Source organism: Amycolatopsis sp. NPDC049253 (assembly GCF_040678995.1).
GTDB lineage: Bacteria > Actinomycetota > Actinomycetes > Mycobacteriales > Pseudonocardiaceae > Amycolatopsis.
Genome location: NZ_JBFAQX010000029.1, coordinates 25291 through 45472, shown reverse-complemented (window position 1 = coordinate 45472; position 20182 = coordinate 25291). Strand labels below are relative to the sequence as shown.

General features: G+C 69.9%; 19 protein-coding genes. 8 read left to right on the top strand and 11 right to left on the bottom strand.

Features of this window, described 5'->3' with window-relative positions; genetic code table 11:
• Nucleotides 1-4: 4 nt before the first annotated feature.
• Nucleotides 5-1021, bottom strand: coding sequence for a zinc-binding alcohol dehydrogenase family protein (locus AB0K15_RS39055; protein ID WP_364062739.1), 1017 nt, complete (start codon nt 1019-1021; stop codon nt 5-7).
• A 129-nt stretch (nt 1022-1150) separates the two neighbouring features.
• Here AB0K15_RS39055 and AB0K15_RS39050 point away from each other — a divergent pair, with 129 nt between their 5' ends.
• Both AB0K15_RS39050 and AB0K15_RS39045 read left to right on the top strand, forming a co-directional pair.
• The gene (locus AB0K15_RS39050; protein ID WP_364062736.1) at nt 1151-1477 is read left to right on the top strand and encodes a hypothetical protein; all 327 of its coding nucleotides are present in this window, start codon (nt 1151-1153) and stop codon (nt 1475-1477) included.
• A gap of 70 nt (nt 1478-1547) precedes the next feature.
• Nucleotides 1548-2414, top strand: a complete 867-nt coding sequence (locus tag AB0K15_RS39045) for a universal stress protein (RefSeq protein ID WP_364062733.1) — start codon at nt 1548-1550, stop codon at nt 2412-2414.
• Between the two features lie 394 nt (nt 2415-2808).
• Here the strand turns inward: AB0K15_RS39045 and AB0K15_RS39040 are convergent, their stop codons facing one another.
• Nucleotides 2809-4155: a nicotinate phosphoribosyltransferase gene (locus tag AB0K15_RS39040; protein ID WP_364062730.1), complete on the bottom strand. Its 1347-nt coding sequence runs from the start codon at nt 4153-4155 to the stop codon at nt 2809-2811.
• A 159-nt stretch (nt 4156-4314) separates the two neighbouring features.
• On the opposite strand from AB0K15_RS39040, the gene AB0K15_RS39035 reads away from it, so the two are divergent.
• Together AB0K15_RS39035 and AB0K15_RS39030 are read left to right on the top strand one after the other, a co-directional pair.
• Nucleotides 4315-5766 carry a glycosyltransferase gene (locus AB0K15_RS39035; RefSeq protein WP_364062871.1) on the top strand — a complete coding sequence of 484 codons (1452 nt, stop codon included), beginning with the start codon at nt 4315-4317 and terminating at the stop codon, nt 5764-5766.
• Nucleotides 5763-6689, top strand: coding sequence for a galactose-1-phosphate uridylyltransferase (locus AB0K15_RS39030; protein ID WP_364062727.1), 927 nt, complete (start codon nt 5763-5765; stop codon nt 6687-6689). The genes AB0K15_RS39035 and AB0K15_RS39030 overlap by 4 nt, the downstream gene beginning before the upstream one ends.
• Nucleotides 6690-6713: 24 nt before the next feature.
• Here AB0K15_RS39030 and AB0K15_RS39025 read toward each other — a convergent pair whose 3' ends face one another.
• Nucleotides 6714-7313: a hypothetical protein gene (locus tag AB0K15_RS39025; RefSeq protein WP_364062724.1), complete on the bottom strand. Its 600-nt coding sequence runs from the start codon at nt 7311-7313 to the stop codon at nt 6714-6716.
• A 202-nt stretch (nt 7314-7515) separates the two neighbouring features.
• Between AB0K15_RS39025 and AB0K15_RS39020 the strand changes: the two genes are divergently transcribed.
• Entirely contained in the window at nt 7516-7935 is a 420-nt protein-coding gene (locus AB0K15_RS39020) for a CBS domain-containing protein (RefSeq protein ID WP_364062721.1), read from the top strand.
• On the opposite strand, the gene AB0K15_RS39015 is transcribed toward AB0K15_RS39020, so the two are convergent.
• The gene (locus tag AB0K15_RS39015) at nt 7849-8793 is read right to left on the bottom strand and encodes a hypothetical protein (protein ID WP_364062718.1); all 945 of its coding nucleotides are present in this window, start codon (nt 8791-8793) and stop codon (nt 7849-7851) included. The genes AB0K15_RS39020 and AB0K15_RS39015 overlap by 87 nt on opposite strands.
• A 134-nt stretch (nt 8794-8927) precedes the next feature.
• Nucleotides 8928-9953: a nitroreductase family protein gene (locus AB0K15_RS39010; RefSeq protein ID WP_364062715.1), complete on the bottom strand. Its 1026-nt coding sequence runs from the start codon at nt 9951-9953 to the stop codon at nt 8928-8930.
• 164 nt (nt 9954-10117) lie between these two features.
• Here AB0K15_RS39010 and AB0K15_RS39005 point away from each other — a divergent pair, with 164 nt between their 5' ends.
• Nucleotides 10118-10597 (top strand): universal stress protein, encoded by a 480-nt coding sequence (locus AB0K15_RS39005; protein WP_364062712.1) that lies wholly within the window; start codon nt 10118-10120, stop codon nt 10595-10597.
• A 1-nt stretch (nt 10598) separates the two neighbouring features.
• Here AB0K15_RS39005 and AB0K15_RS39000 read toward each other — a convergent pair whose 3' ends face one another.
• A complete protein-coding gene (locus AB0K15_RS39000) occupies nt 10599-12320 on the bottom strand; it encodes a GAF domain-containing sensor histidine kinase (protein WP_364062709.1) in 1722 nt (573 codons plus the stop codon).
• Nucleotides 12321-12453: 133 nt separating this feature from the next.
• Here AB0K15_RS39000 and AB0K15_RS38995 point away from each other — a divergent pair, with 133 nt between their 5' ends.
• Entirely contained in the window at nt 12454-13440 is a 987-nt protein-coding gene (locus AB0K15_RS38995; protein ID WP_364062707.1) for a hypothetical protein, read from the top strand.
• A gap of 3 nt (nt 13441-13443) precedes the next feature.
• Here the strand turns inward: AB0K15_RS38995 and AB0K15_RS38990 are convergent, their stop codons facing one another.
• Both AB0K15_RS38990 and AB0K15_RS38985 read right to left on the bottom strand, forming a co-directional pair.
• Nucleotides 13444-14082, bottom strand: coding sequence for a response regulator transcription factor (locus tag AB0K15_RS38990; protein ID WP_364062704.1), 639 nt, complete (start codon nt 14080-14082; stop codon nt 13444-13446).
• 118 nt (nt 14083-14200) lie between these two features.
• Nucleotides 14201-15682: a GAF domain-containing protein gene (locus AB0K15_RS38985; protein WP_364062868.1), complete on the bottom strand. Its 1482-nt coding sequence runs from the start codon at nt 15680-15682 to the stop codon at nt 14201-14203.
• On the opposite strand from AB0K15_RS38985, the gene AB0K15_RS38980 reads away from it, so the two are divergent.
• Nucleotides 15578-16033, top strand: a complete 456-nt coding sequence (locus tag AB0K15_RS38980; protein ID WP_364062883.1) for a hypothetical protein — start codon at nt 15578-15580, stop codon at nt 16031-16033. The two genes, AB0K15_RS38985 and AB0K15_RS38980, sit on opposite strands and share 105 nt — an antisense overlap.
• A gap of 84 nt (nt 16034-16117) precedes the next feature.
• Here the strand turns inward: AB0K15_RS38980 and AB0K15_RS38975 are convergent, their stop codons facing one another.
• From AB0K15_RS38975 to AB0K15_RS38965, 3 genes are read right to left on the bottom strand one after another with little or no spacing between them, the layout of a single operon-like run.
• A complete protein-coding gene (locus tag AB0K15_RS38975) occupies nt 16118-18478 on the bottom strand; it encodes a phosphoketolase family protein (protein WP_364062701.1) in 2361 nt (786 codons plus the stop codon).
• A complete protein-coding gene (locus AB0K15_RS38970) occupies nt 18475-19377 on the bottom strand; it encodes a universal stress protein (RefSeq protein WP_364062698.1) in 903 nt (300 codons plus the stop codon). The genes AB0K15_RS38975 and AB0K15_RS38970 overlap by 4 nt, the downstream gene beginning before the upstream one ends.
• Nucleotides 19374-19988 (bottom strand): CBS domain-containing protein, encoded by a 615-nt coding sequence (locus AB0K15_RS38965; protein ID WP_364062865.1) that lies wholly within the window; start codon nt 19986-19988, stop codon nt 19374-19376. Before AB0K15_RS38965 ends, AB0K15_RS38970 begins: the two co-directional genes overlap by 4 nt.
• Between the last annotated feature and the right edge of the window lie 194 nt (nt 19989-20182).

Genomic DNA, 20182 nt, shown 5'->3' with positions numbered 1-20182 from the left:
CGGCTCAGTCCGCGTGCAGCACCGCGGCACCGGTGACCCGGTCCGCGGCCAGGTCCGCCAGGGCCTGCGGTGCGTCAGCCAACGCGTAGGACACCGTGCGGACGTGGAGGTGGTGCTCGCCGGCGAAGCGGAGGAACTCGCGCGCGTCAGCCCTGGTGTTTGCCGTGACGCTGCGGACCTGGCGTTCCTGGAACAGGTGGCGCTGGTAGTTCAGTCCGGGGATGGCCGACAGGTGGATCCCGGCGACCGCGAGCGTGCCGCCGCGGTCGAGCGCCTCCAGCGCAACGGGGACGATCTCGCCCGCGGGGGCGAACAGGATCGCCGAGTCCAGTGGCTCCGGCGGGCGGTCGGTGGGTCCCCCGGCCGACGACGCGCCGAGCTCGAGCGCCAGCCGCCGGGCGCCCGCGCTTCGCGTCAGCACATGGACTGTCGCGCCGCGGGCCAGCGCGACCTGCGCGGCAAGGTGCGCACTGCCGCCGAACCCGTAGAGACCCAGCCGACCACCGGTCGGAACCTCCGCCCTCCGGAGGGCGCGGTACCCGATCACGCCGGCGCACAGCAGCGGCGCCAGTTCCGCGTCGGGGTACCCGGCGGGCAGGTGGTGTGCGAAGGCGGCCGGCACCAGCGCGTACTGCGCGTACCCACCGTCTGCGTCCCAGCCGGTGTAGGCCGATTCGGGGCACAGGTTCTCCCGGCCCGTGAGGCAGAACCGGCAGCGGCCGCAGGTGGATCGCAGCCAGGCGATCCCGACGCGATCACCGGGCCCGAACCCGCCCGTTTCGCCGGCTCCCGGCGCCACGACTTCGCCGACGACTTCGTGGCCCGGTGTCACCTTGGCCCGATGCACCGGCAAGTCTCCCTCGGCCACGTGCAGGTCCGTCCGGCACACCCCGCACACGCGCATCCGCACCAGCAGTTCGCCCGGAGCGGGTTCCGGTACAGCGCCGAGTTCCCAGCTCAGGGGACCGGTCGCCACAGACCCCGGCGAACGGACTCGCCATGACCACGCTTTTTGGGTCATCGCCCCTCCCATCAAGGACACCGGGCCCAGCATCGGCGGGCGCCCGGCGGTCACGCGACGTCCGCAGGTCCCGTCGTCCGGGGACGTTCGGCTCTTCTGCGTAAAACCCTGGCCGGACACGGTGGCGGGGTGAGCACTCGAATCCGGAAACACCAGAGGTGGGTTGCGGGGGCCATCCTCGTGCTGGGCGGTGCGCTGGTGCTGACGTCCTGTGCGGCCAGTGCGAACCCCGACGCCGGGACCGCCTCGGCCCCGGGCTTCTGGCTGGGGGTCTGGCACGGGTTGATCTGCCCGATCACCTTCCTGATCTCGCTGTTCAACGACGACGTGGGGATCTACGAGGTGAACAACAACGGCCACCTTTATGACTTCGGGTTCGTCTTCGGCATCGTCCTCGGCGCGACGATCGCACGGGGCCCCGCCTACGCGCAGCGGCGTAGCCGGAAAGAGGACTGACGCCGGAAGTCCCACCACCGGGGACTTCCGGCCACAGCGTGGTACCGGCACCGCTTCCTACCCTCAAGTTGTGAATCTTCCACTTGGCGGTCCTGTCCCGATCATCGCCGGAGTCGACGGTTCGGCGGAGGCGCTCGATGCCGTCCGCTGGGGCGCGCGTGCCGCACTCCGCCACCACCTGCCGCTCGAGCTGGTCCACGCCACAGCGTTCACCGACCTGCTGGTCGGCAGCGATGTCCCGCCCGCCGACGAGACCAAGGACCTACTTCGCCGGCACGGCCGCCATCTCCTGCGCGCGGCGCACGAAGTGGCGTGCGGCGCTGGAGCGTCGGATGTGCGGGAGCGCCTGGACCCCGACCGGCCGGCACAGGTGTTGCTGGACCTCGCCGGAGAGGCCACGACAGTGGTCGTCGGCCACGGTCGCGGCCGGTTCGGCGCGCTGCTCGCCGGCTCGGTCGCGACCGCGCTGGCCGCGCACGCACCTGGTCCGGTCGTGGTGGCCCGCGGAGACCTCTGGGACGCCCCCACGGCAAGCGGCCCGGTGGTCGCCGGGATCGACGGAGGCCCGGACACCGCCGCGGTCGTCGCGGCGGCGTTCGCCGAAGCCGCCTCTCTCGGCGCGACATTGCTGGTGCTGCACGCGAAGAGCGACCCCGATGTCGGCGAAACGGCCACCGCGCTGGACGAGGTCCTGGAGGAGCCGGGTCGCCGCCATCCCGACGTTCACGTCGAGCACACTGTGGTGGCCGGCAGACCCCGCCACGAACTGCTCGAACGCAGCGCACACGCACAGCTCGTGGTCCTGGGTCGCCGCGGCCGCGGCGGGTTCCCCGGTTTGCTGCTCGGCTCCACCGCTCAGGCACTGGTGCACCACGCTTCCTGTCCGGTACTGATCACCCACGCCGGCATGCGGGAGCGAACGTCCTCGCAGCCGTGAGCTGCATCGTCACCACGTGATCGTCGAGGCGCCGAGCGCCGCTGCCTTGGCCGCGTACTTCTCGAGCACCCGGGACCGCTTGACCTTCATCGTCGAAGTCAGCTCGTCACCCACGAGGAACTTCCGCGCTCAGCACTCGGAAGGTTCAGCGTCACGCCCGCCGTGGGCTCGATCAGGCCCTACCCATCGAGTGCCGAAATCGCCGCGACTCGCAAGGAAAGCCCGGCTCCGGCGCGAGCGCCGCGCTCGGGATCGCCGAAGCCGTGCTGACACCGGATACCTCGCTTCTGCTTACCAAGGTCATCGACGACGGCAACGCTTCCGGAACACCCGGTTCCACCAGGCCGGCGGACTTGCTGTCCATCACTGTCACCTCGTCTTGCCGTGATCGGCGCTATCGAGCCACCGCGGCTGCGTGCTCGTGATCTTCGCCCACGCGTCCGGCCACGTCGGCGGCAAGGCTCGCCAGCGCGGTCGAGTGCACCACGCCGACCGGCTCGGGGCGACGCAGCCGCCGCGCCGGCGGCGGAAGCCAGGCGAGGTCGTGCTCGCACCGGCGGCGCGAGCCGGAAACGCTGGGCTGTCCGAGGCTGCGGCCGCCCAGCATCACCGGAAGCAGCAACACGTCGCGGCCGGAGCACGGCGGCTCGCCCGTCGTCGCGAGCACGTCCGGTTCTCCCGCGGCACCACGGTAGACCTGCTTGGCGCCGGGGAGCGTCCGCTTCCCGGTCGACAGCTTCATCACCGGCCTGCCGTCGTAGCCGACGAGCTTGTACACGGTGTCCAGCGTCGGCGCGTCCGCCGAGACGCCCACCGCTGTGCCCAGCCCGTATACGTCAATCGGAGCCCCCGCACTGGTGAGCCGTTCGAGCTCGTACTCGTCCAGTCCGCCACTCGCCGTGATGCGGGCCGCGCGGAACCCGGCCTCATCCAGCATCCTGCGTGCGATCTCCGGCAGCGCGAGGAGGTCGCCGGAATCGAGCCGCACTCCCGCGGCCGCGGGCTGAACTCCGAACTCGCGGAACACCTCGATTGCACGGGCGATCCCCGTGACCGGGTCATAGGTGTCGACGAGGAGCACCGGTGCGGCCGGAAAGTCTTCGACGAAGGCGCGAAAAGCGTCGGATTCGGACCGGAACGCCTGGATGTACGAGTGTGCAACGGTCCCGGCGGCGCGCAGGCCGTCGCGAGCGGCCCCTTCGACGTTGCTGGTGCGGCTGAACCCGGCGAGCGCCGTCAGCCGGGCCGCGGCCAGCGCCGCGTCACCCCCGTGCGCGCGCCGCGCCGAGAAGTCGACCAGTTCGGCGCGCGGAGCTGCAAGACGGCACCGGGCGGCCTTCGTGGCCACGGCAGTCGCGAACGTCACGGAGTTCAGCAGCATCGTCTCCACCAGCTGCGCCTCCGGCAGCGGTGCGGTGACCTCCAGCAGCGGCTCCCCAGCGAAGACCGCCCGGCCTTCGGGGACCGCGCGGACGTCGCCGGTGAACCGGAGCCGGGACAGCGCCTCGACGTCGGTCGCCGGGAAACCGAGCTCCTGTCCCACATACGCCAGTTCCTCGGGCTCGAACCGGAAGTCGCGCAGAAGGGCGAGGCAATCCGCGAGCCCGGCCGCGATCAGGAAACCCCGGTCGCGGGGCAGGTCGCGGACGAACAGGCTGAACGTGGCCGGCGCAGTCATGCCGCGGAGCAGGTAGCTCGCGGCCATCCGGATCTCGTAGAGGTCAGTGCGCAGCGCGTTCATCCTGTCCACCTCCGCGAAGTCGTCCGCACCCCCAAGCTACGAGCGGTCTCGCCCGGGTCCGGAGAGTCACACGGCCCTCGTCGCGACGACGATGATCACCGCTGCGCGACATCAGAGGGCTTTCGCCTCTTTCCGCGTCACCGCGTCCACCGGTTGGCTGTGCCGTGGAAACCGCGACGAGAGGTGCGTCCGATGCAGACCGTTGACACCGGTGACTTAGCGCTCGACGCCTACCACGCCGTCGCACCGGAATGGATCCTCGATTCGCTGGTCTCCGTGGCGGAACGCCTGCGTGGCGCACGCGTGCTGCACCTGAGCGCCACGCCCTACGGCGGCGGCGTGTCGGAACTCCTCCGGTCAGTCGTCCCGCTCTACAACGACCTCGGCCTGCACACGGAATGGCAGATCATCAACGGCGAACCGGCCTTCTTCGCCGCCACCAAGAAACTCCACAACGCCCTGCAAGGCGCACCGGATCCGCTGACCGCCACCGACCGAGCCGTCTACGAGGAGACCACCCGTCGCAACGCCGCCGACCTCGGCGAGGACCCTGACTTCGTGTCGTGGGACTTCGTCTTCGTCCACGATCCGCAACCGGCTGCCCTGCGTCCTTTCGCGAGCGATTCGCGGGCCCGCTGGATCTGGCGCTGCCACATCGACACCTCGCAACCGCACCCCGAAGCGTGGCGATACCTGGAGAAGTTCATCGCCCCCTACGACGCGACGGTCTTCACGCTCGCAGAGTTCGTCCCTCCGTCGCTGTCCAGTGACCGCGTCGACGTCATTCCTCCGGCGATCGACCCGCTGAGCCCGAAGAACATGTCGCTCGACGAACGCACCGCGCACGCGGTCCTGAACTGGATCGGGATCGAGCCCGCGCAACCGCTCATTACGCAGGTTTCTCGTTTCGACCCGTGGAAGGACCCGCTCGGCGTGATCGAGGCGTATCGGCTGGTCCGTGACGAGGTGCCGGACTTACAGCTCGCCCTGGTCGGTTCAATGGCGCTCGACGACCCGGAAGCCTGGGAGGTCTACCGCACGATCAGCGACGCGACCCGGACCGACAGCGGCGTCCACGTGTTCACGAACCTCACTGGCGTCGGCAACATCGAGGTCAACGCCTTCCAGCGCACGTCCGCGGTGATGGTGCAGAAGTCCATCCGCGAGGGGTTCGGCCTGGTCGTCTCCGAAGCTTTGTGGAAGAACACACCGGTCGTGGCGGGCCGGGCCGGCGGAATCCCACTGCAAGTCGCCGACGATTCGGGCGGAGTACTGGTCGACTCGACGGAAGGCTGCGCAAAAGCGCTGGCCGAGCTGTTGACTGACCACGTGCGGTCCGCCGCGCTGGCCGCTGCCGGCCACGAACGGGTCCACCGCCACTTCCTCGTGCCCCGCCTCGTACTCGATGAGCTGACCCTGCTCGACGGCCTAGCCCACGGAGACCAGCCCGGCGCCTTGATGACACGCAGCGGGCACCGGGACCCGATCTGCGGACTGTCGACGACGCCCGGTGACGAATCTTTCACCGCACTGCGAGACGGGGTGCTCCACCGATTCTGCTCGCAGGCGTGCCGCACCGCGTATCTCGCATCCGGGAGGAAGAACCGATGACTGCGAAGCCCTGGCACGGAGGCGAACTGCGCCGTAACGCAGAGACCCACGGGTGGTCGATCCTGGCGCCCGACCGGGCCGCCCGGCCGCACTTGCCGACCCGCGCGTGCTGCCCGTTCTGCCCCGGGCCGAGCGAGGACACCCCCGCCGAGACCTGGCGGCTCGCCGACGGCGACGGCTGGCGTGTGCGCGCGGTACGCAACCGGTTCGCGCTCTCCGACCGGCACGAAGTCGTGATCGAATCACCGCGCCACGACTGGGATCCGGCAACTGCTACGGTTCCCGAGGTCGCCGACGTGCTGTCCGCGTGGCAGGCACGGCACCGTGCGCTGCGGGCGGACACGGCCCAGGTCGCCGTCTTCCGCAACTACGGCCCGGCCGCAGGCACCTCCCTTTCCCACCCGCACTCGCAGGTAGCGGGCCTCCCCGTGCTGTCGTCGGCCACCCGCCGCGAGCTCGAGATCGCCCGCGAGCACCACGATTCGACCGGCCGGTGTATCGCGAACGACGAACTGACGGCCGAACTCACCACCGGCACCAGAATCGTCTACGCCGACGAGCAGGTCGTCGCGTTCAGCCCTTTCGCGCCGGCCGCCGACTGTGAAGTGCGGTTCACCCTCCACGAGCCGCACGCCGACTTCGCAGTGGCGCCCCGTGCGAGCATCGACGCGCTCGCTCGCTGCTTGCGCGCGGTCCTCTCCGCCGCACGGGCCGAGTTCGGCGATCCTGCCTACAACCTGGTCGTCCGCACCGCACCGAGCGGCTTCGAGGACGCACCGTTCCTCGCGTGGTCCCTTCAGCTGCTCCTGCGGCTCGGCATTGCCGCCGGGCTGGAGCTCGTGACGGGGATCCCGGTGGTCACTGTTTCTCCGGAACGAGCCGCTGCCCGGCTACGCAACCGGGTTGCCGCCGCCCCGGCGTGAGTCACAGCACCAAGGCAAAGCGGCTCAGGAATGCGCCTTCTTCGCCAATTCCGCGTACCACTCCTGCTGCCACTTCCTGGCGCGATGACGGTTCAGCACAATCACAGAGATCCCGTAGGCCGCCGCCAGCGCCAAGCACGTGACGAAATACAGCCCGACTGCGGCGGCTGCCGAGTTGACCACCGCGCCCGCAGAAGACGTCGGCGGAGCGACGACGGTCCCGGAGCTGTTCACCCAGATCGGTATCACGTCGCCGCGGTGTGTGCCTGCGTTCGCGTTCACCTGTCCGAGGTGGCGCACTCCATCGCGACCAAACCACATGGCGTCGGTCGGCATCGGACTGCCGACTTCTCCGCTGCGGCCCCCGACGGAGACCGGCGGCCCATCTGCGAGGAGCGTCGCGGTCGCCGGCCGGTTTTCGGCGAGCTCCCGGGCGGACTGCTCCTTCTGCGCGGCATAGACCGCCGAGCCGACCGCCGCGGAGAACGGGATCGCGGCCAGCGCCACCAGGATCGTCACAAGCACCAGGGCGGCTTGCACCCGGTCCGAGGTCCGCGCCACCGAGCCGTGCCCGGGGACGAGTAGATGCCACCACCGCAGCAAGCGGTTCGCCGACGTGTTCATGTCCCTCACCTCTCCTTGCCGCGCAATGGGTTTCGCCCCCAGCATGGGCCGCACACCGGCCAGGTCGAAGAGGCCTTGTACCCGCGGCTGCGGGCCGCTGGTCCCTGCCACCCCACCGCATTGCCCGTCAGATGAGGGCCAAAGACGCTTGGCCTCTCGTCGACGCGACCGGCAGGGTCGGATCAGGAAGAACGGAGACGCCATGCAGACGCACGACATCATGACCACCCCGGTGATCGCGGTGACCCCGTCCGCCTCACTCGCGGAGGCCGCAAGTGTGATGACCGAACACGGCTTCACCACGCTCCCGGTCGTCGACCAGGCCGCCAAACTGGTCGGGCTCGTCAGCGAGGTCGATCTCGTGCAGTCCGGCTTTCCCAGCGGCTCCACGGCCACCGGTGATCCCGACACGGGCGCGATGCTGGGCCGCCACCGCACGGTCGCGACCGTCATGCGCTCCCCCGGCTTGGCTGTGCCAGGAGGTCTTGATCCGACCGAACTCGCCCATCGCATGACCGAGGCGGGCGTGCGCGCATTACCCGTGGTGGACAACGGAATCCTGGTCGGCATGGTGACGTTCCGAGACGTGCTCCGTGCCGTGCCCGCCACCGGAAACTCCTGAGGCCGTCCCGCCTATTGGCGCGTCCGGCGTCGCGCGCACCGTCGTCACATCGGCTGCCGGCCTGCGCGCCGTCATCCGGGTTGGGAGGCCGTGGCCGACGCGCAACAGGGTGTGCGGCTGCCCGATCGCGCGGAAGAGTTCCAGCAGCGGCCCGCGGGCTGCCTTCGTTTCGAAGGGCTGGGAGACGAAGGACATGGCCAGGCCATCGGCTGTCGCGGTCAGCAGGACCCGCTGCAGAACGAGACCGGCACGCACGTCCGCGGCCGAGCCGTGATCACGCGTCAAGACGACGGCCAGCAAGGCGTCTTGTTCGAACGACCGCGACGGGATGGCGGGATTCTGGTGCGAGGCCCGCAGGGGCAGCGCACCCGGCAAGTCCGGCAGTGGTCCGAACGCGACCGTCGGCACGCCGTCGGGGCTCTCCGGCTCCCGGCCGGTCCACTGGGCCGACTCGGCTTGGAACGCCGTGTCGACGGCTTGATCGGCCTCCGCGCGCCGGACGAGGGCGGTCACCTTCGAGTAGCGGCTCGAGCTGTCGAGGAATTCCAGCAGGCCACCCTCGGCCAGCGCCGCTGACCTGAGCCGGACGCGTGCCGCTGTCGAGACCGGCTGCGTGGAAAAGGGGCGGCGGTTGGTGTGCCGGCGGAAGATGGCCTCCGCCAGGCGCCGGTCCGCGGGAGCCGGATGCACGTTCCCATCGAACCGCACCACCGCCAGGAGATCATGTACGGCTGGATCAGGCAGGATCCGCAGCGCAGTGCCGTACCCGTTGCTCCGCAACATGAGGACGAGGTTGTAGACGGCCGCACCGCATGACAGCCGAGCCTCACGCCCGGCCGGATCGGCGACGGTCAGCACCCGGCTCCGGTCGAGCCACACCTCGATCCGCGGCCCGTCCACGACGAATCGCCACGGCTGGGTGTTGTGCGGCGACGGGGCACGCACTGCCGCCGCCAGCGCTTGTTCGACCGCGGAGGGGAAGGCGGTGCTCATCAGGTGCTCCGGGTCGGGTTGTCGGGTCCGGTCCGCGGGCCGGGAAAGTCGTCCGGCAGCAGGTCGGCGAGGGGACGTCGAGGTGACGGAGGCACCGGCACGGCCGGGTGGCCGAACCGGAAGATCGCCTGCGGCACACCGGGCAGGTCGAGCCGTTCGGCGAGCAGCTCGCGGAAGCCGCGCAGGTGCAGCGGCTGGGTGAGTACCGATCCCGCCAGACCGCGTGCGGCGGCTTCCAGCCAGGCCCGTTCTACAGCAGCGCCTGCGGCCAGGTGCTGATGCCTGGTGTCCCCGTCGGTGCAGAACACCAGAAGCCGCTCCGCCTCGAGGTATTCGGTCAGCCGCGCGTCGTCGGGCACCGGCGTGTCCCACCGCACGAGGCCCGCGGCCGGCAAGGCATCATCGCTCAGCGCCGCTTCGGGCACACCGTCTTCGGCGCCCAGTGCGTGGAGGCCGAACGTGCGCGCGGTCCACGAGTGCAGCTCGCGTTGGTACGCCGGGTCGGCGCGGAACACGCGCGTGGCAAAGCCCAGCATCTCGCCCAGCGCGTCGAGGTGCCCGGGCTCGATCACCTGGACGTCCGCCTCGGCACCCGCCGCCGCCACGGCCATTGAGTCCATTTCGGACACTTCCGCGGCGCTGAACCGCCGGCGGTGGCTCCTGCGGCGCCCGATGGCGTGGTAGCGCGCGAGGTCCGCGGAGTCCGGGCTCGCCCCGGGGACGGCGTGAACGGTGGCCACGACCGCGCCCTCAGGCGGAAACGACGTCGTGTCACGCCGCCGGAGCACGCGGGCCGCCAGCTGCAGGTGCGCGAGCGCCGCGCCGCAGGACAGAAACCGGTCGCGATCCTCCGGGTCGTGTGCGGGCAGCCTGAGGGCAGTGCGCTCGACCAGGTCGACGTCGGATTTGCGGACACGCAGCTGCCACGGCTGCGTGTTGTGGACCGACGGGGCCCGGCTCACCGCACGGGCGAGCACCGTGATTTCGGAAGCGGCCAAGGCCGCCGTCGACGGCGTCGTCGTCATCTTCACTCCTGCTCCCGGAGACGGGTACTCCGGCGCATCCCATGCTCACCGCGGCCGATTACCCCCGCAGGGGCCCAAAGTCCCCGCCCCGGCGGCGGACGTCCCTAGCCACCGGTCGCCCCGTTCACCGACGCTCGACCCGTACCCGAGGAAAGGCGAATCCGATGAGTTCCGCGACCCCGGCCACCGGCCGCTTCATCGTCGTCGGCTTCGACGGCTCTCCCTCAAGCGACGCGGCACTGCGCTGGGTGCTCGGCGTTGCCGCCCAGCCCGGCGACTCCGTGCACGCGGTGGCGGTGCGGCCCGCTGAGGTCCGCCTCCCCGGTACGGCGTGGGCGCTCCAGCCGCACGGCCGGCGTCCGCCCGGCCAGTACTCACCGCGTGAACACATCGCGAGCATCCGCTCGGAGTTCCCGGGACAAGCCGAAGTCATGATCTCGACCCCACAGGGCGATCCGGCCACCGAGCTGATCACCGCGTCCACTGATGCCAACCTCCTTGTCGTCGGTGCCCGCGGTGCGGGACGGACGCAACAGCTCCTGCTGGGCAGCGTCTCGCGTGAGTGCGTGCGCTACTCCCGCTGCCCCGTCGTAGTCGTCACCCCCGAAGCGGCACGCCGGCTCGTCCCCACCACGACTGCCTGACTCAACGCAATGGAGCGGCCCAGTCGAGCCGCACCCCGCACCCGGGCCGGGAGTCGAGGGCGAACGTACCGCCCAGTGACTCGGCGCGCTCCCGGAGATTGCCCAAGCCGCTGGCGGAGACTTCCGCCGGCAGCCCGGTTCCGTCGTCCACCACCGAAATCGTGACCTTTCCCTCCCTTACCACCACTGCGACGGTGAGCGTCGTGGCGGCGGAATGGCGCACGGCGTTGCTCACGGCCTCGCGCACCACCGCCTCGACGTGGTCGGCCAGCTGTGGCGGCACGGTGTCGAGCGTGCCCGACATGCTCACCGTCGGGTGCAGGGGTGCGTCGTCGGTGAGTTCGGCGATGGCGTCGTGCAGCCGATGGCGCAGCCGGATCTCCCCCGCCTCCCCGCCGTGCAGGTCGAAGATCGCGGTCCGGATCTCGTGCACGATCTCGTGCATCTGGTCGATGCTCTCCTGGAGCCGGCGCTGAAGGTCCGGGTCCTTCGCCCGCCGCCGCGTGCTCTGCATCGTCAGCCCGACAGCGAACAATCGCTGAATTACGTGATCGTGCAGGTCCCGCGCGATGCGGTCGCGGTCGGACAGGACATCAAGCTCCCGGGCCGCCCGCTGCTGCGCCGCCAGCTGCAGCGCCAGCGCGGCTTGGTCGGCGAACGACGCCACCACCTGCAGCTGCGCCGTTTCGAACTCCGGCGCACCGGGTTCCCGCATCGCGATCAGCACTCCGGAGGTCCGGTCCGCCGCGCGCAGCGGAACCACGAGCGCAGGACCGTACTGGCGATTGGGCGCGAGCCGGAGTTCGGAGAAGCGCCGGGGAGTGCGGTCCCGAAACACCGCACCGGGCACGGTGCCGGCGACGTCGATACGCAGGCCGGTCAGCGGATCCGCGGGGTCACCTACACACACCGTGACCGTGAGGTCATCGGGCTCTGCGTCATCATCGGTGTCGAGTCGGCCGCCCCCGGGCAACACGAGCATCGTCACGTCGGACGACGTCAATTCAAGGGCCCTGCTCGCGATCAGGTCCAGCGCGTCGACGGGATCGGTTCCCCCCAGCAGCTCCGTGGTGACCTCGCTGGTCGCGCCGAGCCACCGCTGGCGGATCCGCGTCTGCTCGTAAAGGTGCGCGTTCTCGATCGCGATTCCAGCCGCCGCGGCCAAGGCCTGGACGATCGCCTCGTCGTCGTCTGTGAACGCCTCCGCCCCCTGCTTCTCAGTGAGGTACAGGTTGCCGAACACCTCGTCGCGCACGCGGACGGGAACCCCCAGGAACGAGTGCATCGGCGGATGGTTCACGGGGAAACCGACCGACGCGGGGTGCCCCGAAATCTCCTCCAGCCGCAGCGGCTTCGCATCGTCGATCACCAGGCCCAACAAGCCGTGTCCCTCAGGCAGGTGCCCAATTCGCTCGCGCGTCTCCGCGTCGATGCCGAGGTAGACGAACTCCGCGAGGCCGGTGCCGTCTCCAACCACGCCCAGCGCGCCGTAGCGCGCCTCACCCAGATCGACTGCGGCCTGCACGATCCGGCGCAAAGTGGTGTCGAGCTCAAGTCCCGATGCGACCGCGAGGACCGCGTCGAGCAGGCCGTCCATCTTGTCCCGCGTACCGATCAGCACCTCGATGCGGTCCTGTAGGTCGCGCAGGGTTTCCCGCAACTTCAGCTGCGACAGGGTCTCGGACAACCTCCGGTCGCCGCTTGCGGACGTCTTGGCCGACATCGCGCCCTCCTCGCCATCGACGACAATGCGGAGGAAATGACTTTTTCCTCTGTGGCCCCGCCTGCGTCGCGCACAGGCTGGACCTCGACAAACACACCACACAGTGTGCCGCTTCCCGCGGCTCTGGAGACCGATGACTCTTCACGTGGCTCCGGCCGGGCAGCTCAGCGCCGAGCAGGTGACCTCGGTGCTGCGCGCCGCCACGCTGGCGCCGTCAACGCACAACACCCAGCCCTGGTTGTTCACCAGCGACCGCGACGCAATCGAGCTTTACGCGGATCCCGACCGCGTACTCCCGGTCGCCGACGGAGACCGGCGTGAACTCCTGCTCTCGTGCGGCGCGGCGTTGTTCAACTTGCGCATCGCGATCCGTGCGCGCGGCGTCCACCCGGACACGACGCTGTTCCCCCGACGCGGCGACCCCGATCTGCTCGCCGTAATCCGGCCGCGAAGCGCGGCGTCGATCGACTCCCGGTCTGCTGCGCTGGCCCGGGCGATCCCTCGACGGCACACCAACCGTGCGCCGTTCGCGGCGAAACCGGTTCCTTCGGACCTGGTCGGGCTCCTCCGGCACGCCGCCGAAACGGAATCGGCGTGGCTCCCGCGCCTCGACGAAGACCAGCTCGCCGGCCTCAACGACCTCGTCCGCGAAAGCCACCACGTGCAGTCGGCCGACCCGGCATTCCTCGCCGAGTGGCGACGGTGGACTGGTCGAGCGCCCTCCAGCCGCGACGGCGTGCCCTTCACCGCCGGCGGCACCGCGGCGGCCGACGACACCTGGGTACTGCGCGACTTCGGGGATCGCGCCGCATCGGCCGCTACACCCTTTCCCCCGCTCGTGGTGGTGCTCGGGTCCTTCGGTGATTCGCCCGCCGACCGCGTGCGCGCGGGCCAGGCGATGCAGCGGGTGCTGCTGACGGCGACCATGCACGGGCTCGACGCCTCGTTCATCTCCCAGCCGGTCGAGGTCCGCGCCACCCGGATCCGGCTGCGGCACTTGCTTGGTGACGGGCTATGGCCGCAGATCGTGCTGCGGCTCGGCTACGGCGAGCCGGTGGCGTGGACGCCGCGACGGGCCCTCGCGGACATGCTCCTTGAACGGCCGTCGCTGTCGGCCTGATGACTACCCTCTCTTACCCCGCAACTCCGTCGCGAGCACCGCGGCCTGGGTACGCCGCTCCATCCCGAGTTTCGTCAGCAGCCGCGAGACGTAGTTCTTCACAGTCTTCTCCGCCAGGAACATACGCTCGGCGATCTGCCGGTTGGTCAGCCCCTCGCCGATTAGTTCCAGCAAGCTCCCTTCCTGCTCGGAAAGCTGCGCCAGCGGGCCTTTCTTTTCCGCGGTGTCGCGCAGCTTCGCCATCAGCGCCGCCGCCGCGTGGGCGTCGAGCAAGGACTTGCCGGCCCCCACCTCACGCACCGCGGACACCAGGTCGAGGCCCTTGATGTCCTTGATGACGTAGCCGCTGGCACCGGCGAGCACGGCGTCGAGCATCGCCTGCTCGTCGGTGTAGGACGTGAGCATCAGACACTTCAGCCCGACCAGTTTCGACAGCAGCTCGCGCGCCAGCTCGATGCCGTTGCCGTCCGGCAACCGCACGTCCAGCACCGCGACGTCCGGCCGCAGCGCCGGGATGCGAGCCAACGCCTGCGACACACTGCTGGCCTGTCCGACAACGGTCAGCTCGTCGTCGTCCTCGAGCAGTTCGGCAACCCCTCGCCGAACCACTTCGTGGTCGTCGACCAGGAACACCCGCAGCATCGGAACTCCTCGTACTCGGGCACAGCGGTATGAGCCGTGCGGTATTCGGAAAGCCTATGGCCGGATTGCCGCACGACGGCGACGACCGAAGTCCCCGCCGGCCCACCTTTGGTCCCTTTCAGCGCGGTACCGACCAGCTCAGCCGGGTCTGCCCCGTTCCGCGTTCGAGGTTCAGCATGCCGCCACGTTCCCGCGCTCGCTGGTCCAGAGCAGCCAGCTCCGGCGCCGCCACCTGCGTGATGTCGCCCGGCCCGTCACACCCCACCACGACGGTGAGCCGGCGCGCATCCGCGGTGATCTCCACGCTCACCGCCGTGGCCGCGGCGTGAGCGGCGACCAGCCGCAACGCCTCCCCGAGGAACGGGACCACAGCGTCGACGGGATAGGTGTCCAGCTTTCCGGCGAACCGGGTGGCCGGAACGAGCCCCAGTGACGATTCAGCTTCCGCCACCACACGCAGCACTTCGTTGCGCAGCAGCACCTGCCGGACAGGCGACACGTCGTCGAGCCGGAAGACGGTCGCCTGGACGTGGTTGATGACGTCGTCCAGGTCGGCGATCGTGTCGCGCAGGCGCTCGGCAACGACAGGCGCCTTCGCCAAAGCCCGCGTGGTCTGCAAGGACAGGCTCGCCGCGTACAGCCGTTGCACGATCTCTTCGTGCAACTCGGTGGCAATCCGGTCGCGCTCGTCATGCAACGCGTTGCGCTGCTGCTCGGCCCGCGCCTCCGCCAGTTCGATCGCCACCGCGGCCTGGTCCGCGAACCCCGCGGCCATCTCCAGATCCTCCTCGGTGAACGCCGGCCGACCGGCGCGGCGCGCGGCAGTCAGGACCCCCGTCACCCGGCCATTGCTGGTCAGCGGCACAGCGAACACGGCGCCGATGTCCAGCTCGATCACCGGCGCGCGGCTCAATCGTGCTCGTTCCTGCGGCCATGAGCCCGCCCTCGGTTTTCCGGTCGTCATCACCGTCCCGGACATCGTGGCCTCAGCGGGGACGAGCATGCCGAGCAACGCCTCCGACTGGAGCCCCACCGCGCGATCAACCCGCAGCCAGCGGGGGTCGCCGCTCGGACGGACGATCGTGACCACATCCGCGACGGCCAGTTCCCGTGTGTGGTTCGCGACCAGATCCAGAGGACTTCCCGGATCGAACGACAGGAGCTCACGCGCGATGGCGCCCGATGCGCGAAGCCAGGCCTGCTGGCTCCGCGCGGTCTCGTACAACCGCGCATTGTCGATGGCACTGCCCGCCGCGGCAGCCAGTGCGAGCGCGAGCTGCTCGTCCTGCGGGCTGAACCGGCCCCGCTCCCCGTCAGCAAAATACAGGTTCCCGAAAACGCTTTCCCGCACGCGGATCGGCACCCCGAGGAAGCTCTCCATCGGCGGGTGCCCTGGGGGGAACCCGATCGAACGTGGGTCGTCCTGGAGCCGAGTCCACCGGATCGGCCGCGGGTCGTCGATGAGTGCGCCGAGCAGGCCCTTGCCCTCGGGCAGGTGCCCGATCCGGGTGAGGGCGTCCGCATCCATGCCGACGTGCACGAACTCCTCGAGCCGCCCGTCCGCACCGATCACCCCGAGTGCCGCGTATCGCGCGCCGATCAGCTCGTGCGCGGCGTCGACGATCCGCCGCAGCAACGCCGGGAGAGCGAGGTCACTGGTGATCATCCGGGTCGCCCGCAGAAGGCCTCTCAGGCGGCCCTGAGTGCCGATGACTTCTTGGGCGCGTTCGATCAGCTGGGCCAGCAGCTGGTCCAGCTCAAGCCGAGGCTGGTCGGGGAACGTCAACCGGCCAGGGTCGGCTTCGTCGTGTTCGCTCACCCCGGCTCCCGCTGTCTCGAAAGCCCGCGTTGGATGAAACCGCGCAGCGCCCAAGTGTCGGCACCTTCAGGCGACGACGTCAACCCAGCGCATCCCGACCGTAGATCTCAAAACTGCGCGATCAACAAGTAAAGTGCCAGACGTTCATGGTCGGGAAGGTCCGTCACGGCGGGCGCAGGACACAGGACCGCCGACACAATGCGAGACTGCGCCCGATCAGGCCACCCACTTCCATTCCAGCACCTCAGGCAAATCCTCGCCGTGCTCGTTGATCCACCGCCGGTGTCGGTCCTGCGCCTGGGTCATCCTCTGCCGCAGCACGCCGGCCGTCGCGACGAGACCCGGCACGCGGTCGATCACGTCGATCACCAGCTGGAAGCGGTCCATGTGGTTGAGCACCAACATGTCGAACGGTGTAGTCGTGGTGCCGTGTTCGGTGTAGCCGCGGACGTGGAATTCGGCGTGGTTGGTCCGGCGGTAGGCGAGCCGGTGAATGAGCCACGGGTAGCCGTGGTAAGCGAAGATCACTGGACGGTCGGGGGTGAACAGTGCGTCGAACTCGCGGTCGTCCAGGCCGTGGGGGTGTTCGGCGGCCGGTTGCAGCCGCATGAGGTCGACGACGTTCACTACGCGCACCGCCAGGTCCGGTAGCTCTGCGCGCAGGTTCGAGGCGGCGGCGAGAACCTCCAATGTGGGGGCATCACCGGCGCAGGCGAGGACGACGTCGGGCTCACGGTCGAGGTGGGTGCTCGCCCACTCCCAGATGCCGACTCCTCGGGCGCAGTGCAGCGCGGCCTCCTGCGCGTCGAGCCAGTCGGGCGTCTCGTTCTTGCCCGCCACGATCACGTTCACGTAGTCCCGGCTGCGCAGGCAGTGCGCGGCGACCTCGAGCAATGTGTTGGTGTCCGGCGGGAAGTACGCGCGCACGACCTCCGGGCTCTTGTTCGCCACGTGGTCGACGAATCCGGGATCCTGATGGGAGAAGCCGTTGTGGTCCTGCCGCCACACGTGGGAGGTGAGCAGGTAGTTCAGCGATGCCACCGGCCGCCGCCACGGGATATCGCGGTGCGTGCGCAGCCACTTGACATGCTGGTTGACCATAGAGTCCACGATGTGCGCGAACGCCTCGTAACAGGAGAACAGGCCGTGGCGGCCGCTGAGCAGGTAGCCCTCCAGCCAGCCCTGGCACAAGTGCTCTGAAAGCACCTCCAGCACGCGGCCCTCCGGCGCGAGATGCTCGTCGGTCCCGACGACGGGCAGCTGCCAGGCCTTGGCGGTGACGTCGTACACGGCGTCGAGCCGGTTGGACGCCGTCTCGTCCGGCCCGAACAGCCGGAAGTTCGCCTGTTCTGCGTTGCGCCGGAACACCTCCCGCAGGAACCGGCCCAGCACCCGCGTCGGCTCCGCGGACGTCGCTCCCGGTTCGCTCACGGACATCGCGTGCCCAGCGACCTCGGGAAGAGCCAGCGGTTGCAGCACGACGCCGCCATTGGCATGCGGGTTCGCGCCCATTCGCCGGTCCCCGGGGGGAACCAACGCGGTAACCGCAGCGGCGGGCCGGCCGCGTGCGTCGAACAACTCGTCGGGCCGGTAGGACCGCAACCACACTTCCAGCGCGTGCAGGTGCTCAGGGTCCTCTCGCACCCGCGCGAGCGGAACCTGGTGCGCGCGCCAGGTTCCCTCCACTTGCTTACCGTCCACAGTGGCCGGACCAGTCCAACCCTTGGGAGACCGCAACACGATCATCGGCCACGGCCGCCTGCTCCGAGCCCGCCGCTGCACTGCCAGATCGGCGACCACGGCGTCGAGCGCGGCCGCCATCGCCTGGTGCATCACCGCCGGCTCGTCGCCCTCCACGTATACCGGTGCCCAACCGGCCCCGCGCAGCAAGGCATCCAATTCGGACGGCGGGATCCGCGAAAGCACTGCGGGGTTGGCTATTTTGTAGCCGTTGAGGTGCAGGATCGGCAGCACGGCGCCATCACGGCGCGGGTCAAGGAACCGGCTCGCCTGCCAGCTGGTGGCAAGCGGTCCCGTCTCGGCTTCACCGTCCCCGACGACGCAGGCGACGAGTAGGCCCGGGTTGTCGAACGCGGCGCCGACCGCGTGAGCGAGTGAATACCCCAGCTCCCCGCCTTCGTGGATCGAGCCCGGGACGTGCGGGGAGACGTGGCTCGGCACGCCGCCGGGGAAGGAGAACTGCCGAAAGAGCCGATGCAATCCTTCCTCGTCGCGGGAAACCTCGGGCCACAATTCGGAGTACGTGCCCTCGAGCCACGTGTGCGCCCGCAAAGCAGGCCCGCCGTGGCCGGGACCGGTTACGAACATCACGTCCAGGTCGTGCGTCAGGATCGCGCGATTGAGGTGGGCGTAGACGAAATTCAGCCCGGGCGAGGTCCCCCAGTGGCCGAGCAGGCGCGGTTTGACCTGCCCGGCCACGAGCGGTTCCCTCAGCAACGGGTTGGCCATGAGGTAGATCTGCCCCACAGTCAGGTAGTTCGCTGCCCGCCATTGGGCGTCGACCTGGGCCAGCTCGTCTGGGGACAGCGTCGCGGCGGTGGTGTCGAGAGCCGTCACCGCTTCGGCTCCGGCCGCACCACGAGCACCGGACACGACGCATGGTGCAGCAGCGCCTGGCTCGTCGAACCGAGGAGCATCCCGGCGAACCCGCCGCGGCCGCGGCTGCCGACGACCACCAGCTGTGCCCGGTCGGACTCGGCGAGCAGCGCGTGCCGCGGCCGGTCCCGCACCAGCGTCCGGCGGACCTCGACCTCGGGGTGCTTCTCCTGCCAGCCGGCAAGCCGCTGGGCCAGCAACCGCTCCTCCGCCGGCTCGATCGACTCCGGCTGCGGCATCAACCGCGCCGTGCTGTCCGCCGAGTCGTACGTGACGTCGTTCCACGCGTGCAACGCCACGAGCGGAACGCCGCGGAAGCCGGCTTCCTCGAACGCGACCCCTATGGCGGCTTCGCTGTTCGGGGTGCAGTCAACCCCGACCACGACGGGGCCGTCGAGCGGCACCGCGCCGTCACCGTGCCGCCCGCGGACCACCGCCACCGGGCAGGCCGCGTGGCTCGCGACGGTGGCGGCCGTGGCACCGACGAGCATGCCGGTGAACCCGCCGGTCCCGCTCCGGCCGACCACGACCATCCGGACGCGCCGCGACCGCTCGATCAAACTGGCGGGCGCGGCGTCGGTGAGCACCTCTGTGCGCACGATGAGAGCCGCGTCGACGGAGAGCGCCTGTTCCCGGGCCTTCGTGACGATCCGGTCACCTTCTTGCCGGAGCTGGTCGAACAACACGTCGCTGCCGGCCGGCGCACCGCCGTAGTAGAGAGCCGCCACCTGCAGGCAGTGCACGATTTCCAGCTCGAGGGCCCGACCTGACACGAGCCGCGCGGCCCAGTGGACCGCCTCGTCGGCACCGGGCGAACCGTCGACGCCCACCACCACGGTGGTGCTGTTGCGCGTTGTCATGACCAAGGGTCCTCTCCGGACGAAACGGTTTCGGCGCCGACAACGCCGGGCACCGCGAGCGCGAGCAGAGTGGCGACGTGACGGTCAGTTTTGTCGTCGTAGCGGTCGACGATCCGCACGAGCCCGTCGTGGGCCTCGACCTTCCAGCGGCCCGTCCCGCCGTAGATCTCAAGCCGGTGACGCACGTCCGCCGCGAGCGCGGTGTCCTCGCGCGCCAGCACCCGGACCACGTCTCCCCGGGTCACGATGCCCACCACGCGGCTGCCGTCGACGATCGGCATCGCCCGGATCCTCGCGTCGACCAGAGCCTGGCAGAGCTCGGCGACGTCGGTGCCCGAAGACATCGCCGTGACCGGCGATGTCATCACCTGCTCCACGGTCGTGTCGACCGGTGCGGGAGGTTCGGGACGCAGGTACGCCGACCGCGTGTCAGCCGGGATCCGGCCGCGGATCAGGTCGGCTTCGGTGACGATGCCGATGAGACGTTCATCATCGTCGACCACCGGCAGCGCGGTGAATCCGTGCTCGGACAGCACTTCGGCGGCCTCTTTGGCCGGTGCCCAGGGGTGAACCGTCACCACCGGCGCAGACATCAGGTCTCGTGCACGCATCGGATTCTCCCTCTCGTTGCGCTGCACCCGAAAATAGGCAACAAGCGGCATCCGGCACTCCGGTCCGGAGTCACCGGTGCGAAGGACCAACGTCCTCAGCTCGGTAGCCGAGCACCCGCCCCAGGCCGTTTCGCCGACGCTCCTGGAACGCCCGGGCAGCACCCGGACGGCCAACGAGCGAACTCCTAGTCGCG